This window comes from Enterococcus sp. 3H8_DIV0648 (assembly GCF_002140655.1).
Taxonomy (GTDB): domain Bacteria; phylum Bacillota; class Bacilli; order Lactobacillales; family Enterococcaceae; genus Enterococcus_A; species Enterococcus_A hulanensis.
Genome location: NZ_NGLG01000001.1, coordinates 2,173,865 through 2,190,975, shown reverse-complemented (window position 1 = coordinate 2,190,975; position 17,111 = coordinate 2,173,865). Strand labels below are relative to the sequence as shown.

Genomic DNA, 17,111 nt, shown 5'->3' with positions numbered 1-17,111 from the left:
AGATGTAAACGTGAAAACAAACTCAGTTGAGGATAATTCTGAACAAAATCTGTTTCAATTCATTCAAAAAAATGAAACTGAAACAAAAGGGGAAGATAAATTACCAACGCTTGAGGAGTTAGATAAGAAAGAGTTTACAGAAAAAGACAGTTTTAAAGCAATTAAATTTAAAGGATCACTTCCTAAAGTGAAAGAAAAATCTGCTTTATCAAAAGCTGAAACAAAAAGTGATCGACCAGCTGTTGAACTAACCGGAGCACATATTAGTCTAAGTACTGGAACAGAAGATTTTGATGATAAAACTAGTCCTAAAGATCCTGCAGATCCAAATCCGGGCGAAGATCAAAGTCCTACGAATGATTGGGTACGTAGTTTTGATTCTAGTGCATATAAAGTTGCCTTTTCTATGGAAAGTTCTGATCCTTTAGTGAACTATACGGATATTAAATATCGAGTGGAGATGTCACTTCCAGATGCCTATACTGTCTCAGATGATGGTGAGGAAAGGTTTAATGCGGCTGTTATGGCTGGACCGGCAGATTATGGGGAGCTTAGGGAAGAAACTGCCAAAAGCCAAACATCCATTGCTTCAAAAGAACAGATTTTAGCTGAACCAGGAAACAGTAATATTATTGTTCCTATGATAGTGAATGTTTTTGGTGCAAAACACGGGCATAAGTTGAATCCGACTATTAAATTGACAATCGTAAGTGCTAAAAATGCTACTACTGGTGAAGTTGTTGAGATTAACAAAGAATACAATTCTGAAAATACTGAAAATCTTGATATTAAAAGAACAGTCCAGGTATCAGCAAAGCCCTCAATTAAACCAACACTATCAAAAGGCGGGAGTATTACTCTTCATAATTTTGTACAAGGATCGTCGACTAGACCTAATTGGGATGTAGTTGGATTAGGGGTAACTTTGTCATTAAAACCATTGGAAGGAAGAAAGGTAGATGACTTCCGTGGTTCAACATTTCCAAGTGGAGAAGTGAAGTATGAGATTTCCTCCAGTTCACAATATGGAGTTTTCAATGATAAGACTAAAACCTGGGATTGGACAGATATACCTATAGGTGCGGGGAATGATGGAAAGACAGCAAATCCGATTTATTCTATTTCTCATGCTCCTGCCACGTTAAGTACAAATGATAACGATTGGAGTAAAGATAAGTATGTGGACCGAAGATACAATTTCACAGATGATTTAGTAGAAATGTCAATACCAAAGGGTAAAACAGGTAGTTTATTCATGAAGGAACCACAAGTCAGCCTTGAAGAAAAGAAGGAAATTGGTGTTTTTGATTCAGGAGATGTGACTGTTTCTGAACTGTCTCTTATACACATCTAGATGTGTATAAGAGACAGCCTATGTATAATCCGTATACTTATAACATGAAAGGAGTAAAGGTATCCTCAAATAATAAAGTATTTTCCAGTTTATCTCTAATTGTAGAGTGGAGTAGAGACTATTTAGTAAAAAAAGGAACGGGAAAATATGAAACAACCGTTAGTATTACTAATATTGTCTATGACGAAAATGACGGAAAAGGTATGAGCACACACCCGGTAGATACTAAACAAAAATTAACAGCAGCAAAAACGCATGACGGAGCCTATAGTACAGGTGTAAGTTTTAACAAATATTCAATATTTGACAATAAATATCTTCCATTAGGTTCTAATGTTAGCGATACACATAAGTCAATAAATGGCGATGGTAAAGTCAATCAAAATGAGAGCAATATATATGTGGGAAATATTTTTCATGCAAATCCTGATGTTGCAGTAAAAAATGTTGGTTATTTAAGATGGAATGCTAATTCTTTTGAATTTGACGATAACGAAGAGAGAAAATCTCAGTTTGATCATGCTTCTAGTGGTGTTATTGATGATATAAGTTATGGGGTTGGAAAAAACAAAAATCATCCAACACTGAATCCCCCTAACCATGCAACTGTTGAAAATGAATATTCTTGGTATCCTTCAGTTGAGGAAGCTAAAAAGAAGGGGAAAATATCGGCAGTTAGAGTAACCACCAGAAGGATAGTTGGAGGAGAATTTCATTGTTTTATGAGAGTACCAGTGAAGGTTATTGGTATACCTGGATATAAAGATAATGAGGGGAATCCGAATACAGCAAGAATAGATGCGTATTCATATGATGAAAAAGGAACATTAATAAATACTTCCCCTGATCATAAAGTTTATGAACCCTCTGTCTTTGACAAAGACGGTAATAAAACCGGAGGCCACACTGGTGGAGGGTTCTTGGGGGATACCTTATTTATCAAAAATTTTGGAATTGAAACAACTACAAAACCTACCAAAGATATTTATAAGACAACAGAAACATCAGAGTGGACAGTTACGGGAGAAATTTTGTCGGAAGCAGATAAAGAGTATGCTATTCAACTAACTACTACAATTCCTAAGGGATTAAACTATGTATTAGATTCAGCTGTAGATAAAAGCAATGGAAGAAAGATTGTTCCGGAAGTTACAAAAAATTCTAATGGTACGACAGAACTTGTCTTCAAATTGGGGAATCGAAATCCAGCAAACGCAGAATTAGCCGAAGTGAAATTTGAAACAACTTCTGAATTAAAGAATCTGGAATTTAATTCTGAACTTATTGCAGAGCAGAAGGTAACGACTGTTGGTGAAATCTCGTTAGAAGATGATCCTAATCAAAAAGATACTTCAAGAGAAGAGCTCAGATCTTCTAGTGGGAAAATTCAACTTTATCAACTGCAACAGATCATTTTGAAGAAAAGCGTTGATAAAGAAGTCATCGAAGTAGGAAAGATAGATGATGCAGATTCCAAACTTAGTAATGACGTTACTTATACAATCAACTTGACCAACAATAGCACAGAAAAGTTATTGAATGTTCGTCTACTAGATGTTTTACCTTACACTGGCGATTCAATAGGGTCAAAATTTGATGGAGATTATACAGTCAAGGGTATTGAAATTACCGAAGGAGAAGCTACTGTTCACTATCTAAATAAAATTTCTACAGGATTAGAAAATACGAATCCTAAAGAGATTGATATTTCTTCATGGACTTCTTTCGATTCTAGTACTGGAAAAAGTACGGATATAGAAAAAGCGAAAGCGTTCCTATTAGAGAAAAAAGAAATGGAGATTGGAGATCGACTTTCTGTCAAATTAACGATTTCACCTAGTAATCAAAAAGCTGGAAATCTATATAGAAATAGAGCCTCCATGAATAATGAGTTAGATTTACCAATTAAGAGTAATGTTGTCCAAACTCAAGTATATGGACGAGATCTAACTGGCTATGTATGGTATGACGATAATTATGATGGATTGATGGATCAAGATTCAAATGGCGTTCCTAAAGATCCAGTTGCTAATATCCCTGTGAAATTGTATCGAACGAGTCAGAAAGATATGAGTTATAAAAAGGAATTAGTTGAAAAGAGTTTAACAGGTGAGAAATTCATTGATTCAGATACTGGGGATTCGTTAATTAAGACAGATACTAAAGGAAAGTATACTTTCTCAAATCTAGCAGAAGGAGAATATCTTGCAGAATTTGTTGTTGGTGATTTAGTTGTCAAAAAAGTTGTAATTATCACGAAGCAATTAATTGGAACTGATCCAACCAAAAACTCAAAAGCCGATCCAGATGATTTCAAAACACCTGAATACAATCAGCCAGAATTGAGTGATTTACCTGCGCTTCTAACTGGAATTGATAAAGTACATCACGTTACTGATGTCAATGCTGGACTGACTAGATTGTCGAAGATTCGACTCTTCAAATATGAAGAAGGAACGGTTATCGATGCTGATGGGGATGGAAAATTAAGTGATAAAGAAATTGAAGCCAAAACTACACACGCGCTAGAAGGCGCTAAGTTCGAACTTTATAAAGGGAAAAGTGATAATCCAGATAAAGCCGATCTAATTTGTGAAGCTCAAGCTACTGGTGAAGATGGTTGGTTAGAATTCGACATCAGTCTTCCGCCAGGTGATTACACCATTGTTGAAACAAAAGCACCAGATGGCTTTGAATTACTGAAAGATCCGATCCATGTAAATGTACCAACTTACAATTATGTTGCTGTGGTTCATGTAGCTGATAAAGGTCAGCTAGATTTGCCATTTACTGGTGGAACCAAAGCAATGCAGATTATCTTGATCGCAGCCGCGGTATTGATGGTTGTCGGAATGACAGGCGTCTTCCTACATTTTCGACCGATTAACGTAAAGGGAGGAAAATAACATGAAAAAACTACGTCGTTTGTTGTTCGCTTTGTTTGTTTTCTCTCTGATCGTTGGTGGGGTGGTTCCTGCTCATGCCGAAGCAGAAGCCACGGAAAATGCCGGATATAGTATCTTTGTGCAAAAATACAAGATCGAAGATATTGCCAAGATTGCCGACACGATGCCCTTAGATGGGACGAAGGCGGATCAAGTCAAGGACGCGGATGGCAAGACCCTCGATCCACTACCGGGGATATCCTATGAAATCACGCGTGTGACACCGATTCAAGGGGCTTCCGGCTTTGAACCAGTCCAAGGGGATGGAGCCTTTACGAAGACCGTGACCACCGATGAAAAAGGTCTGGCCCATGCCGGGAATCTGGTTCAAGGGATGTATCAGATCGTGGAGAAAGAACACACGAAGCTGAAGGATGTCATGGAGCCGGTCATCGTTGAGTTACCTTTCCCTCAACAGACCGGTGAACCCTTGAATGAAGTCTATATCTATCCGAAATCCAGTATCTTAGGTGATGTACCTAAATTGCCTGTGACTAAAGGTCCAGATGGCAAGCCGATCCCCGTGGAAGTCGATGAAAAAGGCGAGATCAAGAAATTGCCGCAAACCAGCGGGAATATCGGAACCGCACAAGTGCTGATGTGGATTTTAGCCATGATCATTGCCATGGGCGGTGTCGGAATGATTAGTATCCATCGCAAGAAGGATGTCTTTTAAGAAAGTAATCAATGCATCATTACGGAAGAAAGAATCTCAGATGCGCCTGTTTTCGTGTCTTTGATTCTTTCTTTCAACTTGTGATGCTCAATTGGAAAGAAGGACCCGTCATGAAGAAACGTAAACAACCGAAAAGAAAGCATTCCTTTTTGAAGATTTTCGCGATCATCATGATCGTTGGCGGCGTCTTGACACTGCTGTATCCAATTGTGGGAAACTACTTAGCCAATCGTGAACGAAGTCAAGCGGTGTCTCAATACGACGACACCATGAAAAAGATGTCGCAAAAGGAAAAAGATGAACAATGGGCCTTAGCCAAAGCCTACAACGAATACATTTATAACCTGCAAGAAGGATTTCCCAAAGGGGAGCCCGTCGTTTATAACAAGATCATGAAACAAGGGGATGTCATGGGAACCGTCGATATTCCCGCAATTGATATCAAACAAATGCCTTTTTTTCACGGCACGTCATTCAAAACATTGGAAAAAGGATTGGGGCATTTTGAGCCGACCTCGATTCCCATCGGTGGGAAGAATACCCATGCGGTCATTACGGGACATAGCGGGGTCAAGAACCAAGTCCTCTTTACCGATATTCGAAATTTAAAAGAAGGCGATTTGTTTTTTATCAATATTTTAGGCAAACGCTTGGCCTACGAGATCGATTCCTTTGAAGAGATCTTGCCAAGTGATGTCGATAAGGTCAAGATTCATAAAGGCAAGGACAAAGCCACCTTACTGACCTGTACGCCTCCGGGGATCAATACTTTTCGACTCTTAGTCACCGGGCATCGGATCGATTACAAAACGGCGGTTAAGAAGAAAGTCAAGAAACGCAATACGTGGAGCTATCAAAACATTGTCTTAGCGACACTGGGCTTGAACGTCGCGATCTTTGCCTTATTGATGGGCTTGTATCGTCGATTCATCAAACGTTTCCGCTCAGACGACCCGCTCGTGGCAGCCAAAGCACGCAAGAATTTGAAACGTCTATTCCTAGTTACGAAGACCCTGTTCATTGTGTTGTTCGTGACGATGACCGCGGTATTGATCACAGCGATCTATGGCTATCTGCATATGGAAGAAGAACCGGCTTCCGCGGCTGTCAACATCGGACAAAAGGAAGAATTGAATGCCTACAACATCGACAAGATCGAAGAAGCGAACTACGAGGAGAAACAGATTGCCAGTGTTAAAATCTCCGACTATGCCAAGGCCAAGTCGGTGGTTCAAACCACCACCAATAACTGGGGAATCGGTAAGATCGTGATTCCCGATGTCTCGATCGATCTGCCGATCCTCGCCGGGATGGCGAATGAAAACCTGTTGACCGGAGCGGCGACGTATCGCTCCGATCAACAATTGGGTCGAGGAAACTATGTTGTTTTGGCCCACAATATCTTCGATAAGGATGTGTTACTGCATCGTATCCAAGACTTGAAAAAGGGGCAATTGATTTATACAACGGATTTTAAAAAAGTCTATGTCTATGAGGTTTCTTTGAACAAGATCATTGAAGAGACCGAGGTGTCGTATGTCGAAAAGGAGCCGAAAAATGGGATTGCCAAGCTGACTTTATTACGCTGTGAAGGAGACATCGGAACGATCTATCGGCGTCTTGTTCAAGGAGATCTCAAAAGTGTTCGACCTTTACATGGTGCAGAGGACGATCTATTTAAACAAATGAAACTGAAACGAAATGACAATAATATAAATGGGACTATTTTGAAGGAAGACCCCGTATCCGAACCCGAACGGGTGAGTATGACACTGGCGGCGAAGATCATTTCTGATCCGATGCAGACCGTGGTGCCGTTGTTCTTATTGTTTCTCTTACCGATTTTATTTTTTAGTTTGATTTAGAAAGGAACCAATTCATGAAAAAGATAATGATAGGGGTTTGCGGAGTCCTTGTCTTCATAGGCGGACTTATCAGTATACGCAGCGGCGTGTTGAAGGCAGGAGAACTGCCAGAAGAATCTTCTTTAATAGTAGAAACAGGAACAATGGAAAGTGCCGTTTCGATTCCTGAAGGTAGTGAAACACCTGTGGCAGAAGTAGAGGAGAAAGCTCCAGTTGAAGAACAACCAGAAGTGCCTGTGGTAGAAACACCGGAGCCTACTGAAACGTCCGAACCCGAATCTCCGATACCTTCGGAGCCAGCACTTTCTGAAAGCAGTACGGGGGAATCTTCAACCAGTACCAGTTCAACAGCGTCTAGTACGAGTACCTCAAGTTCGACGAAGCCTTCAAGCAGTTCGTCGACTTCAAGTACAACAAAACCTAGTAGTAGTTCGACCAAACCAAGCAAGCCGAAGCCAAGTAATTCAGCGTCAAGTCCGACCAAACCGAGTATGACAACGCCAAGTAGTTCTGTACCAGCACAGTCGTCTACGAGTCAAAGTAAATCAGTGACGCCAGCTCCAGCACAACCAGCAACACCAGTCGTACCAACTACACCCGCAGCGGCGGCACCGGTAACACCACCGATAACGAGTGTGCAAGCAAGTTCGACCTTTACGCCGACAGTGCCAGAAGCCTTTTCGGAAACCAGCACCTTGAACTTGCCAAGTGAATTGAGAACAACTGAAGTGGCGCAATCGGATTTGAAAGGCTTCGAACTGCCATTACTAAGTAGTTTTGAGAATAAAGCTCATGCGGCATTGATCTATGAAGGGATCAAGCAGCTTGGAACTGAACAAGAAGATACTTACGATACAACACAATTAGCAACCGAGCTTTACCAGCAATTATTCGAATTAGACATCACTGGAACACCAGAAAAACTGCCGGAAGAACTCACAGTAGGCAGTCTGTTGTATCAAAAGAAAAAAGAGAAGAATGTCTTGTTAGGTGTTTATATTGGGGATGATTACTATTTGACTGTCGATGATGTGGAGATTGAGAGAGAAACAGATAGCTCTTCGGATACAGAAGAAACGACGGAAACCTCTGTATCCGAAGAAGAACCTGAAAAAGAAACCCAACGGCAAGTCGTCGTTGAATCCATTGATTTGGAAGAGGACTTGTTGGTTCAAGAATTGCCAGAAGCAGACTTGACGGAGTACGGTGAACAAACATTGGCGGAGTATCCCGCAGCTATGAACTTTACCGAAAATGACAGTGCCAAGAATTTTATCGAAACAGTCGGTGAGGATGCGAGAAAGTTAGGCCAAGAATACGATGTCTTCGCTTCGGTGATGATCGCCCAAGCCTTGTTGGAAAGTGGATCGGGTACAAGTACCTTGTCACTAGCACCAAACTATAATTTGTTTGGGATCAAGGGAACGTATCAAGGACAAGCAGTGTCCATGGCAACCCAAGAAGATCGTGGAAATGGTGAGCTTTATTCCATCAATTCCGCATTTCGTAAGTATCCGAATTACGCCGCTTCACTAGGCGATTATGTGGAATTATTGCGTGGTGGAATTTCAGGAAATGACAGCTATTATAAGCAAACGTGGCGTTCTGAAGCGAAAAACTATTTACGCACAACCAATGCCTTAACCGGAACTTATGCGACGGATACGACCTACGGACAAAAACTAAATTCCATTATTGCTTTGTATCATTTGACCCAGTACGACCAAGCGAAGATTGAGCAAAGTAGTTCTGGTTCAGGAGTCTTTATCAAAGGTAAAGAAGAAATTCCAACAGAATATAAAAGTCAGATGAAATACCCTGATTACAACGGCGTGAACTACAATACATCCGGTTCATACCCTGTTGGTCAATGTACATGGTATGCCTTCAATCGGGTGAAACAGTTAGGAAAAACCGTTGATGACTACATGGGCAACGGTGGCGAATGGGCGACTAAAGGCAAGACGCTCGGTTATGAAGTGAGTCAGAAGCCAAAAGCCGGCTGGTTGATTTCCTTTAAACCAGGAGTCGCCGGATCAGATGCACGTTATGGTCATGTGGCTTTCGTGGAAGTTGTTCGACCAGAAGGAATTTTGATTTCAGAAGGCAATGTCTATGGCGGTACCGTGATTTCGTATCGCGTGATCGCTAACGACCTAGCCACCTCTGACCAAGTTTCCTATATTAAAGCAAAGTAAAAAGGGCTTCAATTCCACTTTGTGAGTCTCTCTTCGCATCTTTAGTGGGATTAGTGAAATCGTATGGATTACGACAAAAAATGTGACCTGAATTGGAGTTAGCTAAATTCTTTGTGCATGGGTGGAATAATATACAACTTGAGAATAAAACCAGTTTTATCCGAGAAAATGAATTCATTAACACGAAAAAGGAGCACCATAACGTATGGCAACTGTTCGTTCACGTCAAACTAAAAAAGAAGAAAGCCCGCCGCAACGCTCGATCGCGAAAAGTCTCATTCTTACCATTCTGACCCTCTTATTATTAGCGGCACTGTTCTTTTCCGGGCAGCTTGTACGAAGAGAGTATAGTTTCCATCCAATTTCGGGGACTTCTATGAGTCCGACATTGACGGAAAAAGACATGGTCTTGGTGAAAAGCCGAGGTTCAATTCAACGTTACGATGTGATCGCTTTTTCGGTCAAAGGAGAAGATGGAAAATTCGTGAAGCGTGTGATCGGTATGCCGGGAGACACGATGTTTATCCGTAACGATCGAATGGTCTTAAATATTGGTGAGCATGGAGATTTTGAGACGACGTATACGTTTCAACTCTCTCCAGCTGTCGCCGAAGAAATTAAAGACGTAACGAAGATTCCTAAAGGGGTGTATTTCACAATTGGCGATCATATCGATGTATCGAAGGATAGTCGAACCTTTGGATTTGTTTATAAGAAAGAAATCGAAGGCACGGTCCAATTCCATTTACCTAACTTGTTAAAAAATAAGGAATAAAAATAACGGAAATGAGGGCGGAATGTGTTAATCATTAATTGGATAATCGTGGGACTGATTATTTTGATATTAATCATTTGGTTTCGACGTATGTTTATCAAACTACAATTAGAACGGCTTCAGTTACCAACAAATAACTCGCTGTCGTTCCAAAGAAAGCTGGATTATGTCAAACAAGCTGAACAAGGAAAACATGTTTCAGCATTACTGTTAGTCGTTTTTTTTATAACAGTTGGCCTATTATTGACTACTTACAGTCTATTTAGAATGGAGGATCAGCTGAGTATTGTTACCAAACGGAATAATCAACTCAAAGACGAATTATACCTAGTTAAGAAAGAACAGAAGCAACTAATTACAAAAATGCCGATTAAAGCTTACCCAAAAGATGGAATTGGCTTGAAGGAGTATTCATGGGAAGAATTGTTTTCGGAGGAAAACCGTGAGAAACAATACCAGATTGAAAGTGATATTTCCACTAAAGTGAGTCCCTATTTCGGTTTGTCGACAACGTTAATCGTGTTAGACGTACCGACTCAAACGTTAAATATTGCATTGGCTGGGGATTCTGGTAGTGAGGATAACCGCAAACAAATCAAAGACAACATTAGAGCGTTTGCTAAAGAAGCTGAGAGTATCTCTAAACTGACGCAAATTACCTTCCAAATGAATTTAATGAGTGACAAAGAAAAGAAAAAGACCTATAGCTGTACTTTTTCACGAGAAAACGAAAAAGAATCATTTTCATTGGTTCAGGAAGAAGAATAAAGAAAGCGAGGAAACTGCATGAGTGCACAACAAAAGAAAAATGGCGGATGGTTTTTCAACAAAAATATTATCGATGAAATTAATTCTGTTCCAGAAGAGGTAATTGGAAATGAAGAAGAGGGAAAAGTCACTCAACTACCGGAAAGGCATCCTAGTAAAGAAGCTGAGGAAATTGCTGAATTAAAACGATTGATTTTTGAAAAAGAACAATCGTTTATGGAATATAAAAAGGAGACTGCATTAGAAAAGCAGCGTTTGGTCAAAGAAAATGAAAACTTTAAACAAAACATCCTGCGAAATGGCGAAGAAAAGACTCAAAATCGGCGTCAAATTCAGGATTTAGAAGCGGAAGCACGTCGAAATCGTGAGGAGATTAAACGATTAAAGAATAATGAAGAATTTGAACGTATTAAAACTGAAATGGATCAACTTCGAGAAGAAAATTTATCCTTGAAAACCTCTTTAGAGCAGTTTCGTACATTAGAAGGGGAGTTACAAGATGCTCAGCAACAATACCATGAGTTGGTAGTGAAACAAAAAGGAGAAGAGTCTGAACATCGTGATACGATTCAGCAATTAGAAAAACAATTAGAAAAAGAAACTATTTCTCTTCATGAAAAAGAGAAGGAATTGATTCAAATAAATCAGTTAATCCAAGAAAAAGACCAAGCCATCCAAGAAAAAGAAACGGTTATTCAACATTTACTTGAAGAGCAGCGAGATCAGTCTATTGAAGGAGAAGTGGTATCAGAGCTTCAACGACAATTGATGGCAATCCAAAAAGAGAATGAACAATTGAAACAAGAGGCAAGTCATTCTCAACAAGAGATTGGCGAGGTATTGATCTCAGCTAGAAAACAAGCAAATCGAATGATAGAAAAAGCTAAACTAGATGCTAAACGTATTCTTGAACAATCTGAGGAAGAGATCCAGATAATTCAAGATCGAGCGAAAGAAATCTCTTTTGAGGTGGACGAATCCCGGCAAGCAATTTTGGGTATTTATGATGAGTTGAAAACGCGAGTAGATCATCTAGCAGACGGTAATGCGATAGAAGAAGAGAAAGAGCGGTATGACTATTCTAAGGTTTCTCTCCTACAACGCAAAGATTCGTAATTCAATTTTATGAGAACAAAGGAGGGAATAGATAGAGCCTTTTTTGTTCTCCACACCTACATAGTACGTTAAAACAGCCTAGTTTTTTTAACAATAAGCGATTAATTCGAATCAAATATGGCTGTTAAAAGAAGGCGGTTCAAAACACGCTGAGGTGTTAACTGAACAGGTACTTCTAAAATATGCTCTATTGAATGTATCACATGTTTGATGACCTAGGAGGAAAAGAAGTGATGGTGTTTATTATTGGCTGTTTGATGATTATAGGCATAATTTTCCTCAGTTTAATATTCCGCGGAGTAGTTCACTATCGATTAAATCAAGTACCAACAAAACAAACTTCGCGACTTTTTAAAACGAAGCTGGTGCAATTTAAACAAAAAGAATTACGAAAAAGTATGGTATATCTGTTTGCTGGAATGATAGGTATCCTCATTGTCCTAACTTTTTCACTCTTCCAGATGTTTCAATTAGAAACCTATGTTCAAGAATTGAAAATCAATACCCAAGTACTTCAAGGTGATATTCGGATATTAAAAAAGAAAAAAATAAGTACGAAGTCAAAATTGGAAGACTATCCATCATCGGGATTAGAGCTCAAAAATAATTTGGAACTCAATCATCAAACGATTGAACGAAAAGAGCAAACTGAGAAAGTACTCTCAAAGCAGTTACAGTCTTATATTGATGATGCTCAATTAGTTATTTCCTCCAGTAGTGAAGCTGATTCTCTAACCATGAATTTAACGGGGACTGTAGAAGCGACGACTGCCGATTTAGTGGTTCTTGGTAAGAATATTACTGCATTTATGCGAGAGGTCGAAGGAGCAAAAGAAATCGTGGAGGTTCACGTCAGCATCAACACTCATGAAGGTAATGATGTGTATAAAGGAACATATATCCGAAACGACTCGGGTCAGTTTGTATTTCAATCAGAACTACGGAAAGGAAAAGGCTAATGGCGAAAAGGAATAGCTGGTTTTTCAATAAAAATCTGATCGAGGAGATCAATGAGTTTACTAATGATGAAATTGAACAAGAGGAAATAGCGCTTGAAGACCAAACCAAAGAGATTCATTACTTAAAAGAACAATTACAAGGAGCGCTTCAACGGCAGGAAGACTATCAAACGGATAACCGCCGATTATCACGAGAATTGGAAGAATTAAAAGAGAATCATAACAAGCAACTTCAGGCGCAGCAAGTTCAATTGACGGAATATGAAGAAGAAAAAGAAAAGCAGGAACAGGAACTAGAAAAATTGGCAGAACAACTTTCCAATTATCAGGAACAGAATCAAACATTGGAACAGATGGAAGAACGTCATGAACAAAAAAAGCAAATTATTCAACAATTAGAAGATGATAATGAGCAATATCAACAAACAATTGATGGACAACAAGCAGAAATTCAAGATTTAAAAGAGCAATTAACACAATTACGTCTAGAGAAAACAGAACCAAAACAAGCATATAAGAAATTAGAAGAGGAATGTAAAAGGCAAGAAAAAAAAAGGTTAGAAGTTGAAGACCAGCTAAAAAGAACGAAAAAACAACATTTTGAAGTTGTTCAACAATATACCAGTGCAATTCAGCAAGTGAACCAATTGAATGATGAACGAACTGAATTGCGCAAGCACATGCGGCAACAAGTTATTGAAAACAAACAGTTAGAGGAGCGAGCGGCGGCTATGGAAGAAGTAAAGAAAGAGCAGGAACAAGTGTGTGAAGAACTGGAAACGCTAGAACGAGAATTCAAGGAAGATAAAAAAGCCTTAAACGAAGCGTTATATCAGGCACAAGAAGAGATCATTAAATTAGAAGAACAATTGACTAATAATTTTGATTCAAAGGAGCTATTGGACAAAAACACAGAGTTAGAAGCAGAGTTATTAGAAAAGGAAGCTCAAATTAGTGAATTACAAGAGACTTTACAAAAGGTAACAAATTTAACTGAGCATTCAACTGATCACACTGAAGCTGTAGAAGAGATGACGAATAAGATTGAAGAATTAACAGAAACTTGTCAAAAAATTCAAATGGAAAAAGATGAGATCGCTCGCCGATTACAAACCACTGAAGAAGTCCTTAAACAAAAGAATCAACAGCTTCAGCAATTAGAAGAATTATTGGTTAAAAAATCAGATGAAGCTGCCTATGATCCTGAAGCGCTGATCCAAGCCAAACTTCAAATTGATGAGTTAAGGAAAAAGAATGAGGAGTTAAAGCAAGAGGTCACTCAATCACAACTAGAAATTGGTGAAGTTCTATTTACTGCTAAAAAGCAAGCAAATCGGACGATTGAAGAGGCTCAAACAGAAGCAAAGCATTTGATGGACGCGGCGGAACTAGAAGTTGAGAATATCGGTAATCGTGCTCGGAAAATTTTGATGGAGGTCTCTGAATCTAAGGAAAGTGTTTTGGAAATATATGCGGATTTAGAGCATAAAGTAGAGCAATTAGCAAAAGGAACAATAATGACAGAGAAGCAATCCTAAATAACCTACTTAAGAAGAGAGAAGCAGCTTTAGCAGCGAAGGATCAGTTCTAGTGCTGAACGAATCAAAAAAGTTGGAAGTTTTATACAATTGAAAAATAAATACGTGTGGAATAAATAGATATGCCATTTTACGGTGTGTCATGCTTTAAGAAAAGCGAGAGAGGAATGGATATCATGAATCAAGTCTTGATTTTAACAAGAAATATTTTAGCAGAGCAAGAAATCCAACAAAAATTACAGGCGTTAAATTATGAAGTGTATTGTTCAGTCAGTGTTTTTGATTACTGCAATCAGTCACAAGAAATGATCGATTTTTTTAAATTTTTTCAATATGTCATATTAAGCGAAAGTATTTGTGAGTCAGAGGTCAATTCACTGATTCCTTTATTGAGAGGTTACTCTCTTAACATTATTCGTAAAGTGGAAACAAAAATGACTAAAAGGGATCAAAAATATTTAGAAGCTGAAAAGCTGGATGCAATTATTTCTATTAATGATTCTGTTGACGAGCTTCGAGAATGTCTCTACACCATAAAGAATAGAACAGGATCGATGGATGAGCACTATATAAATGATAATGTTGTTCCTTTATCAGGAAAAGTTTCACTGGTCAGCGCTAATTATCTTCAAAAAGCAGGTGGTGCAAACGAAAGAAAGCAACAAATCTCAGCAGTTCTCCATCGATTGTCACCAACTGAATTAAAAATTTTATCTATTCTAACTGAGGCAGGAGATCATGTGATTACACGAGAGGTAATTTGTCACAAAATATGGGAAGAAGAAGCAACTAAATCACATTTGGCCTCTCTTTCTAGTACAGTTACACGAATTAAAAGTAAATTCGAGCAAGTTAATTTGGATAATACAGCTATCCACACGTTGTGGGGAAAAGGTTATCTAATCAATCAACAATTACTCGATTACCTAAAATCTGAGAGTTTCTTCAATCGCGTTGTATCAAATGGCTAAGAGGGTTTGGTTATTATGTTTACATGCTTTCAAAGCTTGTTTATTAGGGATCTTATCCCCATCAATTAGGGGTTAGATAAATAAAAAATAAAAAGGGAGATAAAAAATGAAAAAGAAATATTTGGCAACACTCACAATAGCATCTGTGTTATTGCCTGCATTTATTGCTACACAAACGGGGGTTGCTTCAGAAACGGATGTAGCAACACAAGAAACAACAACAGCAGCAGAAGAGCCTGCCGTTCCAACAGCTCCAGTTGTTGAAGTTCCAATACCAGTAACTCCAATTCCAGAGCCTGTTGCTCCAACACCGGAAGCAGTTCCAGCACCTGAAACGCCTTCTGTTGATGAGACAACACAACAAGCGCCAGAGGTAGTAACACCGACTACGCCAACACCTACGGCAGCAGAGGAGCCAGTGACAACAACACCAGACGCAGAAGTTAAGCCACTAGATGTGGAGCCTTTTCCGCCAAATGTTCCAACGGATACAGCACCAGCGATTAATCTGATTCCTGTACAATCGATTCGAAAAGGAACAGCTTTTGACCCTATGGCGGGGGTAACCGCGACAGATACTGTTGACGGGGATATCACTTCGCAGGTTACTTATACAGGGGATGTTGATGTGAATACGGCTGGAGAGTATTCAATTATTTATTCTGTGACAAATTCCAGAGGACAGAATACCAGACAGCTTGCTATTATTCATGTCATTGAGGATATTATCGGCATGTATAGTATCGAATTAGCAGATTTTAGTTTGCCTATAGGATCAGATTATATTCAAGCAATTCGTGAACGCATTGTTATTAAGGATGAAGATGGCAGTATTGTTCCAACGGCTGATGCAAATATTTTAGTAAGTAGTCACCATTCGACGGATCAAGCAGGAAAAATTTCTGTCGAAGTAGCAGTTCTTTCTCACTACAATACGGTTACTAAGAAAATTGTTACTATTACGATTACTGATGACAGTGCTATCGAAGAAAATGTACGAATTGATACCAACGATGTGACATTGAATGTTGGAGATAATTTTGATCCTTATGCCTATGCAAAAGGATACTCAACTGACGCTTCAGGAGCGGAAACTTCGCTAGGGCAAGCTGCAGATGCTTCAAGCACAGGACTCTTTGTATTATCAAATGATGTAGATACTTCAAAAGCTGGTACCTATAATGTAACCTACCAAGCAAGAAATGATTCCGGAACGGTTGTGACAAAATCAATTACGGTAACAGTAACGGATGAAAAAAGTGATCGCGTACCAACGATTATTGTAGAAGATAAAGTGATGTATGTTGGTGATAAATTGACTGCAGACATGATTATGAAATGGGCAACTACGGAAAATCCGAATGATTTTATCACCGGATTCAAAGTAATGAACGGGAAGATCAAAGTTAAGCTTTTAGGCGATACGTTGGTTGAACCAGGTGTACATGAAATTAAGTTTTCAGCTATGACAAAAGAAGGAAAAACAGCTGAAAAAACAATGACTTTAACTGTTAAGGACAAAGAGGCTTCTGTGGATGGAAACGAAAAGGAAACTCCGAAAGATGAACCAACGAAAGAAATCGAAGAGGAGCAAACAAATACTGAGGAAGCAAAAGGTACAACTATCAAAAAGTTAACCACCGTGAGAAGTGAACAAAAGGGCGCTGTGAAAACTATTTCAAAAGGAAACGATACTTTACCAGAAACAGGAGAATCGACAAGCAATGTGTTCTTGACGTTGATTGGATTGATTATGACTACGGGTATCGGTGTATTCTTGTTTAAGAAAAAAGATACTGAAAAAAATTTTTAGAAATAAAATAGTAGAATAGATAAATTCCTATCTATTCTATGAAAAATCTAGTGAAGGAATAAGGGAGATATCTTGTCTCCCTTATTTTATAGAAAGGTTTAATGAATATGAAAACAACTGCTGAGTTAAAATC

Annotated in this window: 12 protein-coding genes; all 12 read left to right on the top strand. The window is 38.9% G+C overall.

Annotated elements, in window-relative coordinates; all coding sequences use genetic code 11:
• The coding region (locus A5875_RS10100) for a hypothetical protein (protein WP_217809345.1) at positions 1-1,354 on the top strand (1,354 nt) is incomplete at its 5' end.
• Positions 1,355-1,374: 20 nt separating this feature from the next.
• Entirely contained in the window at positions 1,375-4,260 is a 2,886-nt protein-coding gene (locus A5875_RS10095; RefSeq protein WP_088933481.1) for a SpaA isopeptide-forming pilin-related protein, read from the top strand.
• Position 4,261: 1 nt separating this feature from the next.
• Positions 4,262-4,975 (top strand): pilin N-terminal domain-containing protein, encoded by a 714-nt coding sequence (locus A5875_RS10090; RefSeq protein WP_088933480.1) that lies wholly within the window; start codon positions 4,262-4,264, stop codon positions 4,973-4,975.
• A 110-nt stretch (positions 4,976-5,085) separates the two neighbouring features.
• Positions 5,086-6,840, top strand: a complete 1,755-nt coding sequence (locus A5875_RS10085; RefSeq protein ID WP_088933479.1) for a sortase family protein — start codon at positions 5,086-5,088, stop codon at positions 6,838-6,840.
• Positions 6,841-6,854: 14 nt separating this feature from the next.
• Positions 6,855-9,038, top strand: a complete 2,184-nt coding sequence (locus A5875_RS10080) for a glucosaminidase domain-containing protein (protein WP_088933478.1) — start codon at positions 6,855-6,857, stop codon at positions 9,036-9,038.
• Between the two features lie 205 nt (positions 9,039-9,243).
• The gene (gene lepB / locus A5875_RS10075) at positions 9,244-9,813 is read left to right on the top strand and encodes a signal peptidase I (RefSeq protein WP_088933477.1); all 570 of its coding nucleotides are present in this window, start codon (positions 9,244-9,246) and stop codon (positions 9,811-9,813) included.
• Positions 9,814-9,837: 24 nt separating this feature from the next.
• Positions 9,838-10,581 (top strand): hypothetical protein, encoded by a 744-nt coding sequence (locus A5875_RS10070; protein ID WP_088933476.1) that lies wholly within the window; start codon positions 9,838-9,840, stop codon positions 10,579-10,581.
• An 18-nt stretch (positions 10,582-10,599) separates the two neighbouring features.
• Positions 10,600-11,697, top strand: a complete 1,098-nt coding sequence (locus A5875_RS10065) for a hypothetical protein (RefSeq protein ID WP_088933475.1) — start codon at positions 10,600-10,602, stop codon at positions 11,695-11,697.
• Between the two features lie 230 nt (positions 11,698-11,927).
• Entirely contained in the window at positions 11,928-12,656 is a 729-nt protein-coding gene (locus A5875_RS10060) for a hypothetical protein (RefSeq protein WP_141108284.1), read from the top strand.
• The gene (locus A5875_RS10055; RefSeq protein ID WP_088933473.1) at positions 12,656-14,194 is read left to right on the top strand and encodes a hypothetical protein; all 1,539 of its coding nucleotides are present in this window, start codon (positions 12,656-12,658) and stop codon (positions 14,192-14,194) included. The genes A5875_RS10060 and A5875_RS10055 overlap by 1 nt, the downstream gene beginning before the upstream one ends.
• Before the next feature lie 176 nt (positions 14,195-14,370).
• Positions 14,371-15,165, top strand: coding sequence for a helix-turn-helix domain-containing protein (locus tag A5875_RS10050; protein WP_088933472.1), 795 nt, complete (start codon positions 14,371-14,373; stop codon positions 15,163-15,165).
• 106 nt (positions 15,166-15,271) lie between these two features.
• Positions 15,272-16,978, top strand: a complete 1,707-nt coding sequence (locus A5875_RS10045; protein ID WP_088933471.1) for an immunoglobulin-like domain-containing protein — start codon at positions 15,272-15,274, stop codon at positions 16,976-16,978.
• The last annotated feature ends 133 nt before the right edge of the window (positions 16,979-17,111 follow it).

Bases quoted from the DNA above. Each gene is read 5' to 3' on its own strand.
- A5875_RS10095 (WP_088933481.1), top strand. From the start codon at position 1,375: ATGTATAATCCGTATACTTATAACATGAAAGGAGTAAAGGTATCCTCA.
- A5875_RS10090 (WP_088933480.1), top strand. From the start codon at position 4,262: ATGAAAAAACTACGTCGTTTGTTGTTCGCTTTGTTTGTTTTCTCTCTG.
- A5875_RS10085 (WP_088933479.1), top strand. From the start codon at position 5,086: ATGAAGAAACGTAAACAACCGAAAAGAAAGCATTCCTTTTTGAAGATT.
- A5875_RS10080 (WP_088933478.1), top strand. From the start codon at position 6,855: ATGAAAAAGATAATGATAGGGGTTTGCGGAGTCCTTGTCTTCATAGGC.
- lepB (WP_088933477.1), top strand. From the start codon at position 9,244: ATGGCAACTGTTCGTTCACGTCAAACTAAAAAAGAAGAAAGCCCGCCG.
- A5875_RS10065 (WP_088933475.1), top strand. From the start codon at position 10,600: ATGAGTGCACAACAAAAGAAAAATGGCGGATGGTTTTTCAACAAAAAT.
- A5875_RS10055 (WP_088933473.1), top strand. From the start codon at position 12,656: ATGGCGAAAAGGAATAGCTGGTTTTTCAATAAAAATCTGATCGAGGAG.
- A5875_RS10050 (WP_088933472.1), top strand. From the start codon at position 14,371: ATGAATCAAGTCTTGATTTTAACAAGAAATATTTTAGCAGAGCAAGAA.
- A5875_RS10045 (WP_088933471.1), top strand. From the start codon at position 15,272: ATGAAAAAGAAATATTTGGCAACACTCACAATAGCATCTGTGTTATTG.